20 protein-coding genes are annotated in these 20,977 nt (G+C 62.0%); 13 read left to right on the top strand and 7 right to left on the bottom strand.

Annotated features, from left to right (window positions below):
- Positions 1-9 precede the first annotated feature (9 nt).
- From QN219_RS06270 to QN219_RS06235, 8 genes are all read left to right on the top strand, one after another.
- A complete protein-coding gene (locus tag QN219_RS06270; protein WP_283998925.1) occupies positions 10-894 on the top strand; it encodes a carbohydrate ABC transporter permease in 885 nt (294 codons plus the stop codon).
- 6 nt (positions 895-900) lie between these two features.
- A complete protein-coding gene (locus tag QN219_RS06265; RefSeq protein WP_283998721.1) occupies positions 901-1,986 on the top strand; it encodes an ABC transporter ATP-binding protein in 1,086 nt (361 codons plus the stop codon).
- 97 nt (positions 1,987-2,083) lie between these two features.
- Positions 2,084-4,558, top strand: coding sequence for a glycoside hydrolase family 2 protein (locus QN219_RS06260; RefSeq protein WP_283998720.1), 2,475 nt, complete (start codon positions 2,084-2,086; stop codon positions 4,556-4,558).
- 5 nt (positions 4,559-4,563) lie between these two features.
- Positions 4,564-5,262, top strand: coding sequence for a D-lyxose/D-mannose family sugar isomerase (locus QN219_RS06255; RefSeq protein WP_283998719.1), 699 nt, complete (start codon positions 4,564-4,566; stop codon positions 5,260-5,262).
- Between the two features lie 57 nt (positions 5,263-5,319).
- Entirely contained in the window at positions 5,320-6,081 is a 762-nt protein-coding gene (locus QN219_RS06250) for a sugar phosphate isomerase/epimerase (RefSeq protein WP_283998718.1), read from the top strand.
- A gap of 14 nt (positions 6,082-6,095) precedes the next feature.
- Positions 6,096-7,232, top strand: coding sequence for a Gfo/Idh/MocA family oxidoreductase (locus tag QN219_RS06245; protein ID WP_283998717.1), 1,137 nt, complete (start codon positions 6,096-6,098; stop codon positions 7,230-7,232).
- A gap of 212 nt (positions 7,233-7,444) precedes the next feature.
- The gene (gene mgrA / locus QN219_RS06240) at positions 7,445-8,473 is read left to right on the top strand and encodes an L-glyceraldehyde 3-phosphate reductase (RefSeq protein ID WP_283998716.1); all 1,029 of its coding nucleotides are present in this window, start codon (positions 7,445-7,447) and stop codon (positions 8,471-8,473) included.
- A 284-nt stretch (positions 8,474-8,757) separates the two neighbouring features.
- The gene (locus QN219_RS06235; protein WP_283998715.1) at positions 8,758-9,864 is read left to right on the top strand and encodes a TRAP transporter substrate-binding protein; all 1,107 of its coding nucleotides are present in this window, start codon (positions 8,758-8,760) and stop codon (positions 9,862-9,864) included.
- A gap of 141 nt (positions 9,865-10,005) precedes the next feature.
- Here the strand turns inward: QN219_RS06235 and QN219_RS06230 are convergent, their stop codons facing one another.
- Positions 10,006-11,820, bottom strand: a complete 1,815-nt coding sequence (locus QN219_RS06230; protein WP_283998714.1) for a TRAP transporter large permease subunit — start codon at positions 11,818-11,820, stop codon at positions 10,006-10,008.
- Positions 11,817-12,392 (bottom strand): TRAP transporter small permease subunit, encoded by a 576-nt coding sequence (locus QN219_RS06225; RefSeq protein WP_283998713.1) that lies wholly within the window; start codon positions 12,390-12,392, stop codon positions 11,817-11,819. The genes QN219_RS06230 and QN219_RS06225 overlap by 4 nt, the downstream gene beginning before the upstream one ends.
- Positions 12,393-12,751: 359 nt before the next feature.
- On the opposite strand from QN219_RS06225, the gene QN219_RS06220 reads away from it, so the two are divergent.
- The gene (locus QN219_RS06220) at positions 12,752-14,374 is read left to right on the top strand and encodes a glycoside hydrolase family 43 protein (RefSeq protein ID WP_283998712.1); all 1,623 of its coding nucleotides are present in this window, start codon (positions 12,752-12,754) and stop codon (positions 14,372-14,374) included.
- Positions 14,375-14,504: 130 nt separating this feature from the next.
- Positions 14,505-14,873, top strand: a complete 369-nt coding sequence (locus tag QN219_RS06215) for an RcnB family protein (RefSeq protein ID WP_283998711.1) — start codon at positions 14,505-14,507, stop codon at positions 14,871-14,873.
- A gap of 62 nt (positions 14,874-14,935) precedes the next feature.
- On the opposite strand, the gene znuA is transcribed toward QN219_RS06215, so the two are convergent.
- Entirely contained in the window at positions 14,936-15,940 is a 1,005-nt protein-coding gene (gene znuA / locus QN219_RS06210) for a zinc ABC transporter substrate-binding protein ZnuA (RefSeq protein WP_283998710.1), read from the bottom strand.
- Positions 15,941-16,090: 150 nt separating this feature from the next.
- Between znuA and QN219_RS06205 the strand changes: the two genes are divergently transcribed.
- From QN219_RS06205 to QN219_RS06195, 3 genes are read left to right on the top strand one after another with little or no spacing between them, the layout of a single operon-like run.
- Positions 16,091-16,999: a metal ABC transporter ATP-binding protein gene (locus tag QN219_RS06205; protein ID WP_283998709.1), complete on the top strand. Its 909-nt coding sequence runs from the start codon at positions 16,091-16,093 to the stop codon at positions 16,997-16,999.
- Entirely contained in the window at positions 16,992-17,819 is an 828-nt protein-coding gene (gene znuB / locus QN219_RS06200) for a zinc ABC transporter permease subunit ZnuB (protein WP_283998708.1), read from the top strand. The genes QN219_RS06205 and znuB overlap by 8 nt, the downstream gene beginning before the upstream one ends.
- The gene (locus QN219_RS06195) at positions 17,819-18,214 is read left to right on the top strand and encodes a Fur family transcriptional regulator (RefSeq protein ID WP_283998707.1); all 396 of its coding nucleotides are present in this window, start codon (positions 17,819-17,821) and stop codon (positions 18,212-18,214) included. The genes znuB and QN219_RS06195 overlap by 1 nt, the downstream gene beginning before the upstream one ends.
- 36 nt (positions 18,215-18,250) lie before the next feature.
- Here the strand turns inward: QN219_RS06195 and QN219_RS06190 are convergent, their stop codons facing one another.
- The 4 genes from QN219_RS06190 to QN219_RS06175 all read right to left on the bottom strand — a co-directional run bounded on the left by QN219_RS06190 (position 18,251) and on the right by QN219_RS06175 (position 20,620).
- Positions 18,251-18,781, bottom strand: a complete 531-nt coding sequence (locus QN219_RS06190) for a gamma carbonic anhydrase family protein (protein WP_283998706.1) — start codon at positions 18,779-18,781, stop codon at positions 18,251-18,253.
- A 127-nt stretch (positions 18,782-18,908) separates the two neighbouring features.
- On the bottom strand, positions 18,909-19,595 hold the full coding sequence (locus QN219_RS06185) for a fumarylacetoacetate hydrolase family protein (protein ID WP_283998705.1): 687 nt from the start codon (positions 19,593-19,595) through the stop codon (positions 18,909-18,911).
- Positions 19,596-19,864: 269 nt separating this feature from the next.
- Entirely contained in the window at positions 19,865-20,071 is a 207-nt protein-coding gene (locus tag QN219_RS06180; RefSeq protein WP_173513137.1) for a hypothetical protein, read from the bottom strand.
- Positions 20,072-20,380: 309 nt separating this feature from the next.
- Complete coding sequence (locus tag QN219_RS06175; RefSeq protein ID WP_283998704.1) at positions 20,381-20,620, bottom strand: DUF982 domain-containing protein; 240 nt, start codon at positions 20,618-20,620, stop codon at positions 20,381-20,383.
- Positions 20,621-20,977: the final 357 nt, after the last annotated feature.

Genomic DNA, 20,977 nt, shown 5'->3' with positions numbered 1-20,977 from the left:
CCCGACAGGATCACGTCCGGTCCGCGCGGCGCCAAGCCGCGCCGGACGCTCTCTCGCCGCAACATCGTCGTATACGGCACGTTGATCGTGGTCGCTCTCTATTATCTGCTGCCGCTCTACGTGATGATCATGACGTCGCTCAAGGGCATGCCGGAAATCCGCGTCGGCAATATCTTCGCGCCACCGGTCGAAATCACCTTCGAGCCCTGGGTAAAAGCCTGGGCGCAGGCCTGCACCGGCCTTAATTGTGACGGGCTTTCACGTGGCTTCTGGAATTCCGTGCGCATCACCGTGCCCTCGACGATCATCTCCATCGCAGTCGCGTCGATCAACGGCTACGCGCTTGCGAACTGGCGCTTCAAAGGGGCCGATCTGTTCTTTACCATCCTGATCGTCGGCGCCTTCATTCCCTATCAGGTGATGATCTACCCGATCGTGATCGTGCTCAGAGAAATGGGTGTCTACGGCACGCTGACCGGTCTCATCATCGTGCATACGATCTTCGGCATGCCGATCCTGACGCTCTTGTTCCGCAACTACTTCGCCGGCTTGCCGGAGGAACTGTTCAAGGCGGCACGCGTCGACGGCGCCGGGTTCTGGACGATCTATTTCAAGATCATGCTGCCGATGTCGCTGCCGATCTTCGTCGTTGCGATGATCCTTCAGGTGACCGGCATCTGGAACGACTTCCTGTTCGGCGTGGTTTTCACCCGGCCGGAGTACTACCCGATGACCGTGCAGCTCAACAACATCGTCAATTCGGTGCAGGGCGTGAAGGAATACAACGTCAACATGGCGGCGACGCTGCTGACCGGCCTTGTGCCGCTGACGATCTACTTCATCTCCGGCCGGCTGTTCGTGCGCGGCATCGCCGCCGGCGCAGTGAAAGGATAAGCAAGCATGACCAGTGTTTCAGTCAGGGACCTGTCGCTGAACTTCGGCGCCATCACCGTTCTCGACAGGCTCAATCTCGACATCAATCATGGCGAGTTCCTTGTCCTGCTCGGCTCGTCCGGATGCGGCAAGTCCACGCTTTTGAACTGCATCGCCGGCCTGCTTGATGTCTCCGAAGGGCAGATCTTCATCAAGGACCGCAATGTCACCTGGGAGGAGCCGAAGGACCGGGGCATCGGCATGGTGTTCCAGTCCTACGCGCTCTACCCGCAGATGTCTGTCGAGAAGAACCTTTCCTTCGGCCTCCGGGTCGCCAAGGTGCCGCAGGCCGAGATCGACAAGCGTGTGGCGCGGGCTGCGGAAATCCTGCAGATCCAGCCGCTTCTGAAGCGCAAGCCCGCGGAGCTTTCCGGTGGCCAGCGGCAGCGCGTGGCGATCGGACGCGCGCTTGTGCGCGATGTCGATGTCTTCCTCTTCGATGAGCCCCTGTCGAACCTCGACGCCAAGCTGCGCTCGGAACTGCGCGTCGAGATCAAGCGGCTGCACCAGTCGCTGAAGAACACGATGATCTACGTCACCCACGACCAGATCGAGGCGCTGACGCTCGCCGACCGCATCGCCGTCATGAAGAGCGGCGTCATCCAGCAGCTTGCCGACCCGATGACCATCTACAACGCGCCGGAAAACCTTTTCGTCGCCGGCTTCATCGGTTCGCCGTCGATGAACTTCTTCCGTGGCGAGGTTGCGGCCAAGGACGGCCGTAGCGTCGTGCAGGTCGACGGCGTCGCTTTCGACGTCACCGCCTATCCCGCGCGCGCAAAGTTGCAACCGGGCCAGAAGGTCGTGCTTGGTTTTCGGCCGGAGCACGTCAAGGTCGACGAGACCGGGGCGGGAGATGCAGCACATCAGGCGGTCGTCGACATCGAAGAGCCAATGGGCGCCGACAACCTTTTGTGGCTGACTTTTGCGGGTCAATCGATGTCCGTGCGCATCGCCGGCCAGCGGCGTTACAAACCGGGCAGCGCCGTGCGTCTTTCCTTCGACATGGGTGTCGCGTCGATTTTCGACGCCGCCAGCGAAAATCGCCTTTAAGACCTGATATCGAGCCCGGCCACGTTAGTCGTCCGGGTTCGCAATCAACGAGAGCTACGCCGGCCTTCACCGCCGGCCCGTGAATGGATCGAAGGAAATGCCCGCCGAAACCTTGAACCGCGACGCCATCCGCATCGACTTGTCCGGCGACTGGCTGCTCGCCTCGACCGATAACAGCCACGCGCTCACCATTGCGCTTCCCGGCGACGTGCACAGCGCCCTTGAACAGGCCGGCATCATCCCGGATCCCTATGCCGGCCGGAACGAGGCGGATGTGCAGTGGGTCGCGCAGAAGGACTGGGTTCTGGAGCGCACGGTCGTGATCGACGCGGAGGATCTCGACGGCTGCTGGTATCTCGATTTCGAGAGCATCGACACGATCGCCACGGTCTTCGTCAACGATCGCCTGGTGCTCCAGGCGGAAAACTGCTTCCGCCGCTATCGTCCGGACGTGTCAAGCGCACTCGTCGTCGGCGAAAACCGTATCCGCATCGTGCTGCAATCCTCTATTGCCGAGGGCGCGCGCCGGCAGGCGGCGCAGCCTTTCTACGTTCCGTATCATGAGGGCAACTCGCCGATCGCCAATGGCAACCTGTTGCGCAAGCCGCAGTGCCATTTCGGTTGGGACTGGAATATCGCCATCGCGCCGCTCGGCATCTACGGCTTGCTGGCGCTTCGCCGGTTGGAGACAGCGCGCATCGAGCATGTCACGACGCGCCAGCTCTGGCTCGCGGATGGTTCGGTCGACCTGCAGGTGACCGTAACGCTCTTTGCCGGTGAGCCGGGCATCGTGCCCGTTCATTTCGAGCTCGACGGCCTGCGGGAGCGCCTGGATTGCGCGGTCGCCGCCGGCGAAACCCGCATCACGCACGTCTTCACCGTCGCAGAACCCAGATTGTGGTGGCCGGCGGGCAGCGGCGAACAGGCGCTTTCGGTGCTTAACGTCGAACTGCCGGACGAGAGCGTGACGCGCCAGATCGGTTTCCGCACGATCGAGCTCGTCACCGACAAGGATGAGGCAGGCAGCCGCTTTGCCTTCCGCATCAACGGCCGCGAGATCTTCTGCCGCGGGGCGAATTGGATCCCGGCGGACGCGCTGATGTCGCGAGTGACGCCGCGAGCGGTCGCGGATCTCCTGCAATCGGCTGTCGACGCGAACATGAACATGATCCGCGTCTGGGGCGGCGGCTTCTACGAGCCCGACTGGTTCTACGATCTCTGCGACAGGCTGGGACTGCTCGTCTGGCAGGACTTCATGTTCGCCTGCAACCTCTATCCTTCGACGCCGGATTTTCTCGACAATGTCGCGGCCGAGGTGGACTACCAGGTCAAGCGGCTGTCGTCCCATCCATCGATCGCGCTCTGGTGCGGCGACAACGAACTCGTCGGGGCGCTGACCTGGTTCGAGGAAAGCCGCAAGGACCGCGACCGTTATCTCGTCTCCTACGATCGGCTGAACCGCACGGTCGAGACGGCGATGAAAGCGGCGTGCCCGGAAGCGATCTGGTGGCCGTCGAGCCCGTCGGTCGGCTATCTCAATTTCGGCGATGCCTGGCATGCGGATGGCGCCGGCGATATGCACTACTGGTCGGTCTGGCACGAGAACAAGTCCTTCGACAACTACCGCGCCGTGCGCCCGCGTTTCTGCTCGGAATTCGGCTTCCAGTCCTGCACCTCGATGCCGATCGTCCGGCAATTCGCCGAGGCCCGAGATCTCAACATCGCTTCGCCGGTGATGGAGGCGCATCAGAAGAATGCCGGCGGCAACGAGCGGATCGCCGGCACGATGTTCCGCTATTTCCGCTTCCCGAGGGATTTTCCGAGTTTCGTCTATCTGAGCCAGATCCAGCAGGGGCTCGCGATCCGGACGGCCGTCGACTATTGGCGTTCGCTGAAACCGCACTGCATGGGCACGCTCTACTGGCAGCTCAACGATACCTGGCCGGTCGCCTCCTGGTCGAGCCTCGACTATGGCGGCAACTGGAAGGCCATGCATTACATGGCGCGCCGCTTCTTCCAGCCGGTCGCCGTCGCCGCCATTCCTTCTGCGGACGGCAAGGAGATCATCTTCTCGATGGTGAACGACACCGCCGAGGCGGTGACGATCGAACTAGAGACCTTCCTCGTTTCGCTCGACGGTGAGCGTCGCCCTCTGGTCGCCGCAGCCGGCGCCTGTTCGCCGGACCATGCCACCACGCTCGTCGCCGTCGCGAGCGGCGAGATCCCGCAGGGGGCGCTCCTCTTCTGGTCGTTCGAAGCCTCCAACGGCATGCGCGGCGAGGGCCATCATGTCCAGGGCACCTACAAGGCGCTCGATCTGTCGCCGTCCGGCCTGACGGTGGAGACCGTGCCGCTGCCGGACGGTGCTTTCGACGTGATCATCGCGGCGAGCGGTCTCGCGCTGCACGTGATGGTCGAGGCGGATATCGAGGGGCGCTATTCGGACAATGCCTTCGACCTGACAGCCGGCGAGACGAAGTCGATCCGCTTCACACCGAAGACGCTGCTCCCCGCAGGCGTCGTGCCGAGCTTCAGCGCCTACGATCTTGAATCCTGCCAGGGCAAAGGGTGATCCGGATGAAACGCAGCCACGTCAACGGAATCATCCGTGAAAGTGACGCCTTCATGCGCAACCACGGCTTCGTGCTGCCGCCCTTTGCCTATTGGTCGCCGGAGGAATTGAAGGCGCGGGTCGCATCCGATAGTCCCGCGATCTTCGAGGCGCGGCTCGGCTGGGACATTACCGATTACGGCAAGGGCCGTTTCGATGAACTCGGCCTCGTCCTCTTCACCCTGAGGAACGGTGCGGCGGCTAATCTCGGCACGGGCAAGGGTATGGTCTATGCCGAGAAGCTGATGATCACGCGTGCCGGGCAGGTCAACCCGCTGCACCGGCACGCGGTGAAGACGGAAGACATCATCAATCGCGGCGGCGGCACGCTGGTGCTGCAGATGTACAATTCGCTGCCCGACGGCTCGGTCGACGAGGAAAGGGACGTTGAAGTCGCGTGTGACGCGCGCCTCCGCCGCCAGAAGGCCGGCGACCTCCTGAAGCTCGAACCCGGCGAGAGCGTGACCTTGCTGCCCGGAAACTGGCACGCTTTCTGGGCGGAGGGAGGCGACGTGCTGATGGGCGAAGTCTCCACCGTCAACGACGATCTTACCGACAATTACTTCCGCGAGCCTGTCGGCCGCTTCTCCGCGATCGACGAGGACGAACATCCGCTCCACTTGCTCGTTTCAGATTACGACACCTGGCTGAAGGCAAGCGTTTGAAATGCCCGAAGTCGCTTTCAAGTACCCGTTCCTGCGCATTCAATGAGGAGAGTTTTGATGAAAGACGTCAGTTTCCAACTCTACAGCGCCCGCAATTTCCCGCCGCTCGCCGATGTGCTCGCGGCTGTCGGCGAAGCCGGGTATACCCAGGTCGAGGGGTATGGCGCACTTTACGCGTCGCTCACCGACGAGGAAGTCGCGGACTTCAAGCGCGGTCTCGAACGCAGCGGCGTCACCATGCCGACGGCGCATTTCGGCATCGACATGCTGGAGCAGGAGCCGGCGCGGGTGCTGCGGATCGCCAATGCGCTCGGCATCAGGGCAATCTACTGCCCGTATCTGATGCCGGACCAGCGCCCGAGCGATGCGGCCGGCTGGCATGCCTTCGGCGCGCGGCTGCAAGCGGCCGGCAAGCCCTTCCGCGATGCCGGGCTCGACTTCGGCTGGCACAATCATGATTTCGAATTCCATGCGCTTGGCGACGGTTCGGTGCCGCTCGACCACATCTTTGCCGGCGGTCAGGATCTCTCCTGGGAAGCCGATATCGCCTGGATCGTGCGCGGCGGAGCTGACCCCTTCGCCTGGATCGCGAAATACGGCAGCCGCATCACGGCGGTCCATGTCAAGGACATCGCGGCGAAGGGCGAGAAGACCGACGAGGACGGCTGGGCCGATGTCGGCCACGGCACGATCGATTGGAAGGGACTGGTCAAGGCGCTTTCGGCAACATCGGTCAAGTATTTCATTGCAGAACATGACAATCCCAGCGACTTCCGGCGCTTTGCGCAACGTTCGCTGGCTTCCATCCAATCCTATTGAGTGACGGAAAAATCATGAAGACGAAGGAACTTGGCGTCGGCATCATCGGATGCGGCAACATCTCCACCACCTATTTCAAGCTCGCACCGCTCTTCAAGGGCATCAGGATCGTCGCCTGCGCCGACATCAACCCGGCAGCGGCGGAGGCACGCGGCGCCGAATATGACGTGACAGCCCAGAGCATCGAGGCGCTGCTGGCCAATCCGGAAGTGGATATCATCGTCAATCTGACGATCCCGGACGCGCATTTTCCGGTTTCAAAGGCCATCCTCGAAGCCGGAAAACATGTCTATTCCGAAAAGCCTCTGGTCCTGTCGCTCGAGCAAGGCGAGGAACTCAGGGCGATCGCAAAGGCGAAAGGACTGACGGTCGGCTGCGCACCGGATACGTTTCTCGGCGGGGCGCACCAGCTTGCCCGCGACTATATCGACGCCGGCAAGATCGGTCGGATCACCTCGGGAACCTGCCACGTCATGAGCCCCGGCATGGAGATGTGGCATCCGAACCCGGATTTCTTTTTCCTGCCGGGCGGCGGACCGGTGCTCGATCTCGGGCCTTATTACATCGCCAACCTCATCAACCTGATCGGTCCGGTGAAACGTGTCGCCGCGCTTTCCTCGATGGCGAGCGAGACGCGCACCATCACCAGCGCGCCGCGCAACGGCGAGATCATCCCGGTCAAGACGCCGACCAACATCCATGCGCTGCTCGAATTCCAGAACGGCGCGACGATCACGCTTTCGGCAAGCTGGGATGTCTGGTCGCACCGCCACGCCCACATGGAACTCTACGGCACCGAAGGATCGCTGTTCGTGCCGGATCCAAACTTCTTCGGCGGCACGGTCGAGGCAAGCGGGCGCGACAAGAACATCCAGCCTCTCGAAATGTGGGACCACCCCTTCGCGGTCAACAACTGGGATCACCCGCAAGGGCCGATTTCCAACTACCGCACGGCCGGTCTCGCCGACATGGCGAACGCCATCCTCAACGGCCGCGATGCACGCTGCTCGCTCGACCGTGCACTTCACGGCGTCGATGTGATGGTGTCGATCCTGAAGTCCGGCGAGGAGGGGCGGTTCGTCACGCTTTCGACCACCTGCATGCAGCCGGCGTCACTCGGTATCGAAGAGGCACGCGCACTCCTGCGCTGAGCGTGAGTAAGCTTCCCTCCCGGCAACCCTCCCCACAAGGGGAGGGAAGACCCTGCCGCACCCGTGTTCCGAGCGATCGAGCGCGGGTGCGCCGTATTGTCGTATTGGAAGTAGACCGCGAGCGCGAGGCATACGCGATCAAGCTCCGCCCCTTGTGGGGAGGGGTTGGGGAGGGGTATCAAGCCCCCATCCGAAACGAAGGAAGATCACACATGGCCTGGCAACCGGCGGAAAACCGATACGAGAAGATGAAATACAACCGCTGCGGCAGGAGCGGACTGAAGCTGCCGGCAATCTCCCTCGGACTGTGGCACAATTTCGGTGGCGACACGCCGCATGACCGCAAAGTGGACATGTGCCGCACCGCCTTCGATCTCGGGATTACCCATTTCGATCTCGCCAACAACTACGGTCCGCCACCCGGATCGGCCGAAACCGCCTTCGGCGAAATCATGCGCACCGACTTCGCCGGTCTGCGCGACGAACTGATCATCTCCTCCAAGGCCGGCTATGACATGTGGCCGGGGCCGTATGGCGAGTGGGGCAGCCGCAAATATCTGATCGCTTCCTGCGATCAGAGCCTGAAGCGGATGGGCCTCGACTATGTCGACATCTTCTATTCCCACCGCTTCGATCCGGAAACGCCGCTCGAGGAGACCTGCGGCGCGCTCGACCATATCGTCCGCTCGGGCCGGGCGCTCTATGTCGGTATCTCCTCCTATAATTCGCAGCGCACCCGCGAGGCGGCGGCGATCCTCAAGGATCTCGGCACGCCATGCCTGATCCACCAGCCGAGCTATTCCATGCTCAACCGCTGGGTCGAGGACGACGGGCTCGTCGATACGCTTGAAGATCTCGGTATCGGTTCGATCGTCTTCTCGCCGCTTGCCCAGGGCATGCTGACGACGAAGTATCTGAACGGCATCCCGGACGACAGCCGCGCGGCGCAGAACCACTTCCTCAAGAAGGACTTCATTCGCCCGGCCATCATCGACAATATCCGCAAGCTGAACGGGATCGCCGAACGCCGCGGCCAGACGCTGGCGCAGATGGCGCTTGCATGGGTGCTGCGCGGCGGCCGCATCACATCTGCTCTGATCGGCGCCAGCCGTTCCGCGCAGATCGTCGATTGCGTAAGGGCGCTCGAGAACGACACCTTCACGGCGGAAGAACTGGCCGGAATCGATCTCTATGCCCGCGAGGCCGATATCAATCTCTGGGCTTCGTCGGCCGAGCGCTGATCCAGCGAATGCGTTGATTTGCCTGGATTTTAGGCAACTTAAAACGGTCTCCGGCGTCTTAGACAAAAGTCGAAGATGGCGCCGGAAAACCGCTGCTGGACATGGATTAGTGAATATGTATGGTGCAGTGGTGCCGGTTCCGCTTGCCCGACTTTTTCGTGTGCGCGGCCGGCAAAACGAGGAGAAGTGAGCTCTCGACGCGCTGGAGCGGGCCGAGGACGAGTTCGGCGGGGAGATGTCGCGAGAGCGGTCGCAACCGTCATGGCGGGAAATAGGGAGGAATTATGGATCGCCGTTCATTCATCAAACACGCGAGCATCGGCGGCCTGGGTGCGGCTGCCGCTACGGCGCTCGCATCGCCGGCCATCGCGCAGGCAAACCCGAAGATCAACTGGCGTCTTGCCTCGTCGTTCCCGAAATCGCTCGACACGATCTACGGCGGCGGTGAGGTGCTGTCGAAATACGTTTCCGAGGCGACAGACGGCAATTTCCAGATTCAGGTTTTCGCCGCCGGCGAAATCGTTCCCGGTCTGCAGGCCGCTGACGCCGCTGCTGCAGGAACCGTCGAGGCCTGCCACACGGTTGCCTATTATTATTGGGGCAAGGACCCGACCTGGGCGCTCGGCGCTGCAGTGCCCTTCGCGCTCAACGCGCGCGGCATGAACGCCTGGCACTATCATGGCGGCGGTATCGACATCTTCAACGAGTTCCTTGCGACCCAGGGCCTCGTCGGCTTCCCGGGCGGGAACACCGGCGTGCAGATGGGTGGCTGGTTCCGCAAGGAGATCAAGACCGTTGCGGACATGCAGGGCCTGAAGATGCGCATCGGCGGCTTCGCCGGCAAGGTCGTCGAAAAGCTCGGCGTAGTGCCGCAGCAGATCGCCGGCGGCGATATCTATCCGGCCCTCGAAAAGGGTACGATCGACGCCGCGGAGTGGGTCGGTCCGTATGACGACGAAAAGCTCGGCTTCTACAAGGTTGCGCCGTACTACTACTATCCCGGTTGGTGGGAAGGCGGCCCGACGGTGCATGCCATGTTCAACAAGGCGGCTTTCGACGGCCTGCCGAAGAACTATCAGTCGCTGCTGCGCACCGCCTGCCAGGCGACCGACGCGAACATGCTGCAGAAGTACGATTATCTGAACCCGTCGGCCATCAAGCGTCTTGTGGCTGCCGGCGCGAAGCTCAGCCCGTTCAGCGCGGAAATTCTGTCCGCCTGTTTCGACAAGGCGAACGAAGTCTATGCGGAGATGGAAGCTTCCAACCCGACCTTCAAGAAGATCTGGGACTCGATCAAGGCCTTCCGCGCCGAGTACTTTCTCAACGCGCAGATTGCCGAGTACAACTACGACACCTTCATGATGATCCAGCAGCGGAACGGCAAGATCTGAGCCGCTCCGATCATTGCAGAAACGAAAACCCCGGAGCTTGGCCCCGGGGTTTTTCTTTGTGCCGACAATGGATGAAACTGGATCGCCGATCCGAGATTGCTAAGAGCGACCCCATGTGGAACCGCTCTATGCTTTGATCGCCTAGTTGAACGAAGGCGGCGCGCTGAGATCCGGCGCCGGCTTGTTCTGCTGGGCAGGTGCGCCGTTTTGCTGAGCTGGCGCGTTGTTCGGCTGGGCCGGTTGCTGACCGCCGTCGAGCGGGCTGCCGCCCGGCAGCTGCAGGCCGCCTGGAAGGCCGAGACCGCCGCCGTTGTCGGGCAGCGTGAGTCCGCCGCCACCCGCTCCGAAGCCGGGAACCTCGATCTTGATGGTGGACGGATCGACGTCCGCGCCGGTTCCCTTGTAGTGCATGACCATCTGCGGGAACATGATCGTTAGCGCCACCATGAGGATCTGGATGCCGACGAAAGGCACCGCACCCCAGTAGATCTGGCCCGTGGTGACCGGTTGCGTCATCTTGCCGGTCACCTTGTCGAGGTAGGGCACCCTGGCCGCGACCGAGCGCAGGTAGAAGAGCGCGAAGCCGAACGGCGGGTGCATGAAGCTCGTCTGCATGTTGATGCCGAGCAGCACGCCGAACCAGATCAGATCGATTCCGAGCTTGTCGGCTGCTGGTGCGAGCAGCGGCACGATGATGAAGGCGAGCTCGAAGAAATCTAGGAAGAACGCCAGGAAGAAGACCAGCAGGTTGACCGCAATCAGGAAGCCGGTCTCGCCGCCCGGCATCGCAGTCAACAGATGTTCCACCCAGATATGCCCGTTGACGCCGTAGAAGGTCAGCGAGAAGACGCGCGCGCCGATCAGGATGAACAGCACGAAGGCGGAAAGGCGCGTCGTGGCGGCCAGCGCCCCGCGCACGACATCGAGGCTTAGCCGGCTCTTCGCAGCCGCCATGATCAGGGCGCCGACCGCGCCCATGGCTCCGCCTTCCGTCGGCGTCGCGATGCCGAGGAAGATCGTGCCGAGCACGAGGAAGATCAGCGCCAGCGGCGGGATCAGGACGATGATGACCTGCTGGGCCAGCCGCGACAGTGCATTGATCTTGAGCGTCCGGTCGATGAGAGCGACGATGTAGATGACCACGACGCCGACCGTCGCCCCGAGGATGTCCGCGTTCTCGCCCTGCGTTGGGGAAAGATAGACGTGGGCGGCGTAGGCGATGCCCGCTGCCACAACGAGGGCCACGATGAGCGATGCAACGCCTGAGCCTAGCGTGCGGGCCTCCAGCGGCAGCGCCGGCATCGAGTCGCGCTTCAGGAATGACATCAGCAGAACATAGCCCATATACAGGCCCGTCAGTACGAGACCCGGGATGAGGGCGCCGGCATACATGTCGCCGACAGAGCGGCCGAGCTGGTCGGCAAGGACGATCAACACCAGCGACGGCGGGATGATCTGGGCGAGCGTGCCGGAGGCGGCGATGACGCCCGAGGCGACGCGCCGGTCATAGCCGTAGCGCAGCATGATCGGCAGCGAGATCAGCCCCATGGCGATGACCGAGGCCGCAACCACGCCGGTGGTTGCCGCAAGCAGAGCGCCGACGAAGATCACCGCATAGGCAAGACCGCCGCGGACGGGGCCGAAGAGCTGGCCGATCGTGTCGAGCAGGTCCTCGGCCATGCCCGACTTTTCAAGCACGATGCCCATGAAGGTAAAGAAGGGGATGGCGAGCAACGTGTCGTTGGACATCACCCCCCAGAACCGTTCCGGCAGCGCGTTGAGCAACGGCCAGGAAAGGTTTATCGAATCCGAAAGCGGCGCAAGCTCCACGCCGATGATGAAGAACAGGAGGCCGTTCGCGGCGAGCGAGAAAGCGACGGGATAACCCAGCATCAGGAACACGATCAGCGATACGAACATGATCGGTGCCAGGTTTTCAGCGATGAACTCAATCACGAGCGCACCTCCGGACCTACAGCTTCGTCAAGTGGCGCATGCGTCGGCACATAGGGGGTGGGATCGTCCATGTTTCCCGTCATGATCGCGATCTTCTTGATGATTTCAGAAACACCCTGCAGGGCGAGCAGCACAAAGCCGATGAGCAGGATGGCCTTTGCCGGCCAGATGATCAGTCCGCCGGCGCTGGATGAGCCTTCGCCCGACACATAGGACATGCGGACATAGGGCACGAGATAATAGAGCATGAGCAGCACGAACGGCATCAGGAAGAACACGTGACCGAAGAGATCGATCCAGTGCTGCACGCGACGCGAGAAGCTGCCGTAGACGACATCGATGCGGATGTGTTCGTTCTGGCTCAGCGTATAGGCGGCGGCGAACATGAAGGCTGCGCCGAAGAGGTACCATTGCGCCTCGAGCCAGGCATTCGATGACATGTTGAAGACTTTTCGGATGACGGCATTGCCGGCGCTGACGAGCACGGCAACCAGAATGAGCCAGCCGACCGCCTTGCCGATATTCTCGGTGACGATGTCAATCAATCGGCTGAAGCCGAGTAAGGGTTTCATCAAGATCCTCCCCGCAGTGGCTGTTTTTATCTTTTGCCAAGCACAGCCACAGTGCCGATTTCAAGCCTCCTTTCAAGTCTGATGCCTGTTTTTCCAGGGGCGGGGCGGGGTCTCAGACGAAAGTCGAATATGAGCCGGCGGAAAATGCCTAAGACTTAGGCACAAGAGCGTGGAGATCGCCGTTTGCTCCACACGAGCGCTCCACAGAAGGGACACCGATTTCGCCGACGTTGAGGCGATTCGGGAGCGGTATAATTCGTCCTGGGCCTTCCTGCACAGGAACCAGCGTGACGGCTCTTGAAACGGTTCGGAGTTTCGGGCTGGATGCGCTCGCCGAGAATCTGGGGAGGATGCAAGACATGGCCGCGATTATCCGCAACCCGATCCTGCCGGGTTTCAACCCGGACCCGTCGATCTGCCGCGTCGGCGACGATTATTACATCGCAACCTCGACCTTCGAATGGTTCCCGGGCGTGCAGATCCATCATTCGCGCGATCTCGTGAACTGGCGGCTCGTGCGCCGGCCGCTGGAGCGCGCAAGCCAGCTCGACATGCGCGGCAATCCCGACAGCTGCGGCATCTGGGCGCCGTGCCTTTCCTATTCCGATGGGCTGTTCTGGCTGGTCTATACCGACGTCAAACGCTTCGACGGCAATTTCAAGGACGCGCACAACTACATCGTCACGGCCGAAGCCGTGGAGGCGACCTGGTCCGATCCGGTGTACGTCAACTCCTCCGGCTTCGACCCCTCGCTCTTTCATGACGATGACGGCCGCAAGTGGTTCCTCAACATGCAGTGGAACCACCGCACGGAGAGCTTCGGCGGCGCGCCAAAGAGCCCGGCCTTTGATGGCATCCTGCTGCAGGAATGGGACGAGCGCACGCGTCGCCTCGTCGGTCCGGTCAAGAACATCTTCGCCGGGAGCTCGCTCGGCCTGGTCGAGGGGCCGCATCTCTTCAAACGCAACGGCTGGTACTATCTGACGACAGCAGAAGGCGGGACGGGCTATGACCATGCGGTGACGATGGCGCGTTCGCGCAGCATCGACGGGCCCTACGAGATGCATCCGAATACCCATCTCATTACCTCGAAGGACCATCCGGAGGCCCTGCTGCAGCGAGCCGGTCACGGCCAATATGTCGAAACGCCGGATGGTCAGGCCTATCACACCCATCTCTGCGGCCGGCCGCTGCCGCCGCAACGGCGCTGCACCCTCGGCCGCGAGACGGCGCTGCAGAAATGCGTCTGGCGCGAGGATGGCTGGCTTTACCTCGAAAACGGCGGCACGGTTCCGGACGTCACCGTGCCAGCGCCGGGGCAGACGAGTGTCGTCGCCCGGCAGACCGTGGTCGATACGGATTTCGACCAGGCCGAGCTCCCCTCCGAGTTCCAGTGGTTGCGCACGCCTGTGACCGACCGGATCTTCTCGCTGACGCGGCGGGAAGGCCACCTCCGGCTCTTCGGGCGGGAAAGCATCGGCAGTTGGTTCGAGCAGGCGCTGGTGGCGCGGCGGCAGGAGCATCATTCGTTCCGGACCGAGACAATGGTCGAGTTCGCGCCGCAGACCTATCAGCAGGTGGCCGGCCTGACGCATTACTACAACAGGCACAAGTTCCATGCATTGGGTGTCACCTGGCACGAGAAGCTCGGACGGGTCGTTACGATTCTTTCCTGCCCCGGCGATTTTCCGCACGGCCGCCTGCAGTTCCCGGCCGGCAGTGGCGTCGCGGTTCCGGATGGCCCGATCCACCTCGCGATGGAAGTGCGGGACAACGATCTTCAGTTCCTCTGGCGGGCGACCGATCGGGACACATGGCAGGCGATCGGTCCCATACTCGATGCCGGCGTTGTTTCAGACGAAGGCGGTCGCGGGGAGCACGGCTCCTTCACCGGCGCCTTCGCCGGCATGTTCGCCTTCGACACCTCGGGAAGCGCCCTGTCGGCGGATTTCGATCGGTTTCGTTACGAGGCACTTGCCTGAGCGAATTCAATTTATAAGAAAACAATCATAAACGCTGATTATCATTACATAATTGTAATGCGGCGTTTCATATTCGGTTCAGAAATGGAGTTCTAGTTTCGAGGGGCAGACAACAAAAGGAAGCCCCCTCATGAAACGTCTCATCATTGCTCTGGTCGCCAGTTCCTTCCTCGCAAGCCCCATGGCTCTCGCCCAGCCGTCCGGATCCTTCGAGGTTGCACAGGCGCATGACCGTTATCGGTCCAAGTCTGTCGACCGCCACGTACACAAGCGCGTCGAGAAGACCGTCGAAAAGCGGGTGATCATCAAGAAGCATCGCTGGGCGCGCGGCCATCGGCTGAGCCCTGCCGAGCGCCGCCACATGGCTTATGTCCGCGACTACCGCCGTTATAAGCTGCGCACACCGCCGCGCGGCCAACAATGGGTGCGCGTCGACAATAACTTCCTGCTGATCAGCCTTGCAACCGGGGTGATCGTCGGTCTTGCCGGCGCTCACTGAGACGGGAATGAAGAGAAAGGCGGGCTTTGGCAGCCCGCCTTCGCCGCCTTGGGAGGACGACTTCAGCTCGCCGAAGCGAGGCAGGATTTCATCGAAGCGCCGATATTCTCCATCATCTGGAAATAGAGATCCGGCCCGGCATCGAGCGTTGCCGCCTCAGGGTCGAGTGTTCCGGATTTCGCCGGTGTGCCCTCGATGACGACATTGATCAGCTTCGGCTCGAACTGGGGTTCGGCAAAGACGCAGGTCGCGCCCAGTTCCTTGATCTTGGCACGGATCTCCGAAAGCCGTTCGGCGCCGGGCAGCACTTCGGGACTGACGGTAATGGAGCCGGCGACCCGGACCTTGTAGCGATGTTCGAAATACTGGTAGGCATCGTGGAAGACGACGAAGGGCTTGTCCTGGACCGGCGCGACCGTCTCCGCGAGATGCTTGTCCAGCGCATCCAGCCTTTGGTTGAGCTTGGCCAGATTGGCCGCGTAGGCGGCGGCATTTTCCGGGTCTACTTCGGCGAGTGCCTTTTCGATCTCGGCGGCCATGGCCTTGGCGTTCATCGGATCGAGCCACATATGCATGTCGAATTCGCCTTCCGCATGGTCGTGCTCGTGGGCGGCTACCTGTTCGCCGGCATGCTCTTCGTGTCCTGCGTGGGCCGCTTCCTCGGCGCCGTGATCTTCGCCTTCATGGCCCTCGTCGTCATGCGCCTCGAACGCGCCGCCCTCGCGGAATTTCAGCTTCTCGAGGCCGGGCGCCTCACCGAGCTCCACCACCTTGGCGTTGCTGCCGAGCGCTTCGAGCGGTTTGTCCAGGAAGGCTTCGAGTCCGTGGCCGACCCAGAACACCACTTTTGCCGCCTGCAGTGCAGCGGCATTCGACGGCTTCATGTTGTAGGTATGCGGCGAGGCTCCGCCTTCGACGATCAATGACGGTTCGCCGACACCCTCCATGATCGATGCGACCAGCGAGTGGACAGGCTTGATGGAAGCCACCACATTGGGTCCGTCCGCCCAGGCGGGCGAGAAAAGGAAGACGGTGGATGCAAAGAGCAGGACAGGCGTCGATCTCATCGGGGTCTCCGGGCTTCACAGGTTCAAGGTGTTAGGCAGCCTTTGCGCATTGGATGTTGCGCAGCATTGCCATGTAATGTTATTACATCAATTGCGTTATGCTATAACGTGTGCGATAGCCAGTGGCAACCATCAATCCGGAATTTTTCGATGCTGAATTTCCGATCGCCAGAAACGAGGCCGCTCGTCAGCCTCAGTAACACCGGGGTCCGCCGGAACGGGCGATGGCTCGTTCGCGGCGTCGAGTTTTCGATCAGCCGCGGCGAGATCGTCACCCTCATCGGGCCGAACGGGTCTGGAAAATCGACGACGGCGAAGACGGCGATCGGCGTCATGAAGCCGGACGAGGGATACGTCGAGCGCATCGGTGGGCTCAAGGTCGGATATGTGCCGCAGAAGCTTGCCATCGACTGGACCTTGCCCTTGACAGTCGAGCGGCTCATGACGCTGACGGGTCCCTTGAAGGGACGCGAAATAGAAGAGGCGCTCGCCGCAACCGGCATGCTCCATATGGCGAAGGCCGAGGTGCAGCATCTTTCGGGGGGCGAGTTCCAGCGCGCGCTGCTTGCCCGCGCAATCGCCCGCAAACCTGACCTGCTTGTTCTCGACGAGCCGGTGCAGGGCGTCGATTTCTCCGGCGAGATCGCGCTTTACGAACTCATCAAGCAGATCCGCAATCGCACCGGCTGCGGGATCCTGCTGATCTCGCACGATCTTCATATCGTCATGGCGGAGACCGATACGGTCGTCTGCCTCAATGGTCATGTCTGCTGCCGCGGCACGCCGCAGGCGGTGAGCCAGAGCCCCGAATATCTGAAGCTCTTTGGCCGGCGGGCAGCGGGCACGCTCGCGGTCTACAGCCACCATCACGACCATACGCACCTGCCGGACGGGCGCGTGCTGCATGCGGACGGCAGCATCACCGAAAGCTGCTTCCCGGGCGACGGCCATCATCACCATGAGGAAGGCGAAGACGTGCACGACCACGATCCGGACTGCGGCTGCGGCCATCACGCGCGGCTCCACGGCTACGAACAGCCGGAGAAGCGCGATGCTTGACGATTTCTTCATCCGCGCGCTCGTCGCCGGAATCGGCATCGCCATCGTCGCCGGGCCGCTCGGCTGCTTCGTCATCTGGCGGCGCATGGCCTATTTCGGCGATACCATGGCCCATTCGGCGCTGCTCGGCGTGGCGCTGTCGCTGCTCCTCGAACTCAACCTCATGGTCAGCGTCTTTATCGTCGCCTCCGTCGTCTCGCTGCTGCTCTTGTTCCTGCAGAAGCGCGGCGCGCTGTCGACGGATGCGCTGCTCGGCATCCTCTCGCATTCGGCGCTGTCGATCGGCCTCGTCATCGTCGCCTTCATGACCTGGGTGCGGATCGATCTGATCGGCTTTCTCTTCGGTGACATCCTTGCCGTTTCCGAGGCCGACATCGACATCATCTGGGGCGGCGGCATTCTGGTCGTCTTCGCGCTCGTCTATCTCTGGCGGCCGCTGCTTGCCTCGACCGTCAATCCGGAACTGGCGGAAGCCGAAGGCCTGCGGCCCGACAGGGCGCGGCTTTTCTTCATGTTGCTGATGGCGCTGGTGATCGCCATTGCGATGAAGATCGTCGGCATTCTGCTGATCACGTCGCTTCTGATCATCCCGGCGGCGACCGCACGGCGCTTTGCCGGCTCGCCGGAGATCATGGCCGTTCTTGCCTCGCTGATCGGCGCGCTCGCCGTTGCCGGCGGGCTTTTCGGCTCGCTCCACTTCGACACCCCGTCGGGACCATCTATTGTGGTTGCGGCGCTTGCGCTGTTCGTGCTGAGTCTCCTGCCGGTCGGCAGAAGGCTCGAAAGCGCTTCACATTTTTCGAACGGAGGGCACCAGTGATGGCCACGCCGCAATTGACGAAAAACCAATCGCTGGTGATGGGAGCGCTGGCCCATTCGGAAGGCCCGATGAGCGCCTATACCATTCTCGACAAGCTGCGCGACCAGGGATTTCGCGCGCCTCTGCAGGTCTATCGCGCGCTCGACAAGCTGCTCGAATACGGTCTCGTCCACCGGCTGGAAAGCCTGAACGCCTTCGTTGCCTGCACCTGCCCTGATGACCACGAACATGATCGCGGCGTCACCGCCTTCACCATCTGCGAGGGCTGCGGCCAGGTGACGGAGTTTCACGACGAAGCGATCGAAGAGCGCCTTTCGACCCTCGTGCGGGGGCAGAACTTCAAGACCGAGAAGACGACGATCGAGATCCGCGGGCACTGCAGCAGCTGCGCCTGACCGGCAGAATAGTGCTGCGGCGTCCTTTGACGACGCTCAGTCCAGCCGCGTCAGTTGGGCGGCATAGCGCTGCGAGTTCTTCACGTAATGTTCGGCGGAACGCTTCAGCCGCTCGACCGCGGCGTCATCCAGCGTGCGGATCACCTTGGCCGGCGAACCGACGATCAGCGAATTGTCCGGAAATTCCTTGCCTTCGGTGACGAGCGCATTGGCGCCGACGAGGCAGTTCCTGCCGATTTTCGCGCCGTTCAACACGGTCGCGCCCATGCCGATCAGCGAGTTGTCGCCGATCGAGCAGCCGTGGATGATTGCCCGATGACCGATGGTGCAGCCTTCGCCGATCGTCGTCGGGAAACCGGGGTCGACATGGACGATCACGGCCTCCTGGATGTTCGTGCGCGCACCGATGCGGATCGGCTCGTTGTCGCCGCGCAGCGTCGCGCCGAACCAGATGCCGACATCCTCGCCGATTTCCACCTGTCCGATGACGTTGGCGTCGGGGGCGACCCAGTAGCTGCCTTCCGCCGGCTTTTGCGGCCGCAGCGGTCCGAGTGCGAAGAACGGCATGCGTGTTTCCTTCCTGGCTACTGCATGTTTCCTCATATCCTAGCCGATTCAAGGATAAAACATGCGGTAATTCAAAGTGCTACAGCGCCCTTTTGCGCGGCTGATAAGACGCGAGGCGCTGCAGGCGTTAGACCACGGTGACCGAGAGCGCGGCGATGCCATCGACGCCGCAGGTGACGATGTCGCCGCGCCGAACCGGCCCGACGCCTGCGGGTGTTCCGGTCATGATCACGTCGCCCGGCGCAAGCGTAAAGGTCCCGGAAAGCTCGGCGATGATCTCGGGTACCTTCCAGATCATCTGGTCGAGATCGCCCTGCTGACGCAGTTCGCCGTTGACCTTCAGCCAGATATTGCCATTGACCGGATGGCCGATCGCTTCCGCCGGCACGATCTCCGAGACCGGTGCGGAATGCTCGAAGGCCTTGGCGGCCGCCCACGGCTTGCCGGCCTTCTTCGCCTCCGCCTGCAGGTCGCGGCGCGTGAAATCGATGCCGACGGCGTATCCATAGACGTGGTTGACCGCTTCCTCGACGGGAATGTCGGCGCCGCCGCTGCGCAAGGCGACGATCAGTTCCACCTCGTGGTGCACGTCGGAGGAGCGCGGCGGGTAGGGGAAGTTCGCGCCCGGCGGCAACAGGTTGTCCGGATTCTTCTGGAAGAAGAATGGCGGTTCGCGGTCGGGATCATGTCCCATCTCGATCGCGTGGGCGGCATAATTGCGGCCGACGCAATAGACACGTCGGACCGGAAAGCCCACGAGGCTGCCGGAGATCGGCAGCAGCACGGGCGGCGAGGGCGGTATGACAGTTTCCATGAATCCCCTTCTACCGCGATTGATCCGGCAATGAAAATCGATCCTACTGCATGCCTCCTTGAATCGACTTCGGTTCAAGGACAAAGACATGCAGCATTTCAAAGTGCTACAGCGACTTACGCGTCTTAATCAGACGCGCAAAACGCCGCAACGCCCTCGCGTGTCGATTGGACGCGCGGCGCTGCGGCGAATCTGGAGCTGAACGTTAGCAGCCGGAACGGCTGCCGCAAAAGGCAAAGTATACCGAGGGCTTGATGCGGTGGCTGCGATCAGGCGCAGCGCACATAGTCTCTAAGCTGGTCGCGGGTCAGAAACCGGCCGTCCGAGCGCGAATTGAGTTCCGGGTGGCTGTATTCGAGGCTGGGTACTTCGGGAAGTTCAAGGGCCTGGCGGACGGTCATGATGCCGATATCCTTGCGGCCGCTTTCGCGCTTCATGCTCACTTCGACTATGCGATAGAGATGGCTTTCGCTCATGGTGGCTCTCCCGTTTTATTTTTTCCCTTTTGGTGTGGACTAAAGCTCTCCGAAATGGGTTTTTGTGAGGCACCTCAGAATATAGCGGCAAGAAATGAAGGCTTCGCGACAGAAATCGGGCAGTTTCGCGAAGATTTCTGTGTCATTTCGAGATGCATGGGAACGAAAAAGTAGTACATTTCCGCCGGCGCTCGCTTCGGTCGGAAACTAATCTATGCGCAGACAGGCCGGGGCCCGGTTACCACGGAAACAAACAACAACGTCTTGCCGATTCGCGCGATATCGCACGTAACGCCGCGCGTCGATGCCTCAATGAGGCTCCAGATGCGCCTCCTTGGCGGCCGAAATAAAGAGCTTGCGCGCTTCTTCGACGGTACGGCGGCCCGCGATCGCAGCGCGACAGGCGCTGCGGGCGGCGACGTAGTAAGGTCCACGGTGGGGCCATTGGTCCGCCAGGCACCTGAGCGCGTCGGACGGTCCCTTGACCGTGCGCACGTCATTACCGGTCAATCCAAGTTCAATCGGATGGCTCCACAACACTTGATGCATGCTTCTCCTCCTTGAGATCATGGACAACAACGTCGTCAGCCAGGTCCAGGTTCCGCGCTCCTCGGACGCGCACCTTAAGCCAGGCCCTTCAATGTAGCGCAGGAATTACGGTTTGTCCGCTAATTTGCGGGCGTGTGTTTCCTTGGCCGCGCGACGTCGCCGCGGGGCGCGGGGCTGGTGGAATTCCCGGCCGACGGGAGTTCCTGCCGGCTGAGGAACCATCGGCCTTCACATGGGTTTTGCTTCGGCAAGCTCGGAGGGGAGCGCCTTGATGATTGCCCCGGACTTTGAGGAGCCGGAGCGGACTGCCCCCAATGAGTTATCCGTGGTGGATCGCGCGCCATGTTGACAGGGCGC

Source organism: Sinorhizobium sp. 8-89, from assembly GCF_030124325.1.
Lineage (GTDB): Bacteria > Pseudomonadota > Alphaproteobacteria > Rhizobiales > Rhizobiaceae > Sinorhizobium.
The sequence above is the reverse complement of the archived record's forward strand: the minus strand, read 5'-3'. Positions and strand labels throughout refer to the sequence as shown.

What these genes read in the sequence shown, in the direction of transcription:
- QN219_RS06265 (WP_283998721.1), top strand. Translation starts at nt 901, where the DNA reads ATGACCAGTGTTTCAGTCAGGGACCTGTCGCTGAACTTCGGCGCCATC.
- QN219_RS06260 (WP_283998720.1), top strand. Translation starts at nt 2,084, where the DNA reads ATGCCCGCCGAAACCTTGAACCGCGACGCCATCCGCATCGACTTGTCC.
- QN219_RS06255 (WP_283998719.1), top strand. Translation starts at nt 4,564, where the DNA reads ATGAAACGCAGCCACGTCAACGGAATCATCCGTGAAAGTGACGCCTTC.
- QN219_RS06250 (WP_283998718.1), top strand. Translation starts at nt 5,320, where the DNA reads ATGAAAGACGTCAGTTTCCAACTCTACAGCGCCCGCAATTTCCCGCCG.
- QN219_RS06245 (WP_283998717.1), top strand. Translation starts at nt 6,096, where the DNA reads ATGAAGACGAAGGAACTTGGCGTCGGCATCATCGGATGCGGCAACATC.
- mgrA (WP_283998716.1), top strand. Translation starts at nt 7,445, where the DNA reads ATGGCCTGGCAACCGGCGGAAAACCGATACGAGAAGATGAAATACAAC.
- QN219_RS06235 (WP_283998715.1), top strand. Translation starts at nt 8,758, where the DNA reads ATGGATCGCCGTTCATTCATCAAACACGCGAGCATCGGCGGCCTGGGT.
- QN219_RS06225 (WP_283998713.1), bottom strand. Translation starts at nt 12,392, where the DNA reads ATGAAACCCTTACTCGGCTTCAGCCGATTGATTGACATCGTCACCGAG.
- QN219_RS06220 (WP_283998712.1), top strand. Translation starts at nt 12,752, where the DNA reads ATGGCCGCGATTATCCGCAACCCGATCCTGCCGGGTTTCAACCCGGAC.
- QN219_RS06215 (WP_283998711.1), top strand. Translation starts at nt 14,505, where the DNA reads ATGAAACGTCTCATCATTGCTCTGGTCGCCAGTTCCTTCCTCGCAAGC.
- znuA (WP_283998710.1), bottom strand. Translation starts at nt 15,940, where the DNA reads ATGAGATCGACGCCTGTCCTGCTCTTTGCATCCACCGTCTTCCTTTTC.
- QN219_RS06205 (WP_283998709.1), top strand. Translation starts at nt 16,091, where the DNA reads ATGCTGAATTTCCGATCGCCAGAAACGAGGCCGCTCGTCAGCCTCAGT.
- znuB (WP_283998708.1), top strand. Translation starts at nt 16,992, where the DNA reads ATGCTTGACGATTTCTTCATCCGCGCGCTCGTCGCCGGAATCGGCATC.
- QN219_RS06195 (WP_283998707.1), top strand. Translation starts at nt 17,819, where the DNA reads ATGGCCACGCCGCAATTGACGAAAAACCAATCGCTGGTGATGGGAGCG.
- QN219_RS06190 (WP_283998706.1), bottom strand. Translation starts at nt 18,781, where the DNA reads ATGCCGTTCTTCGCACTCGGACCGCTGCGGCCGCAAAAGCCGGCGGAA.
- QN219_RS06185 (WP_283998705.1), bottom strand. Translation starts at nt 19,595, where the DNA reads ATGGAAACTGTCATACCGCCCTCGCCGCCCGTGCTGCTGCCGATCTCC.
- QN219_RS06180 (WP_173513137.1), bottom strand. Translation starts at nt 20,071, where the DNA reads ATGAGCGAAAGCCATCTCTATCGCATAGTCGAAGTGAGCATGAAGCGC.
- QN219_RS06175 (WP_283998704.1), bottom strand. Translation starts at nt 20,620, where the DNA reads ATGCATCAAGTGTTGTGGAGCCATCCGATTGAACTTGGATTGACCGGT.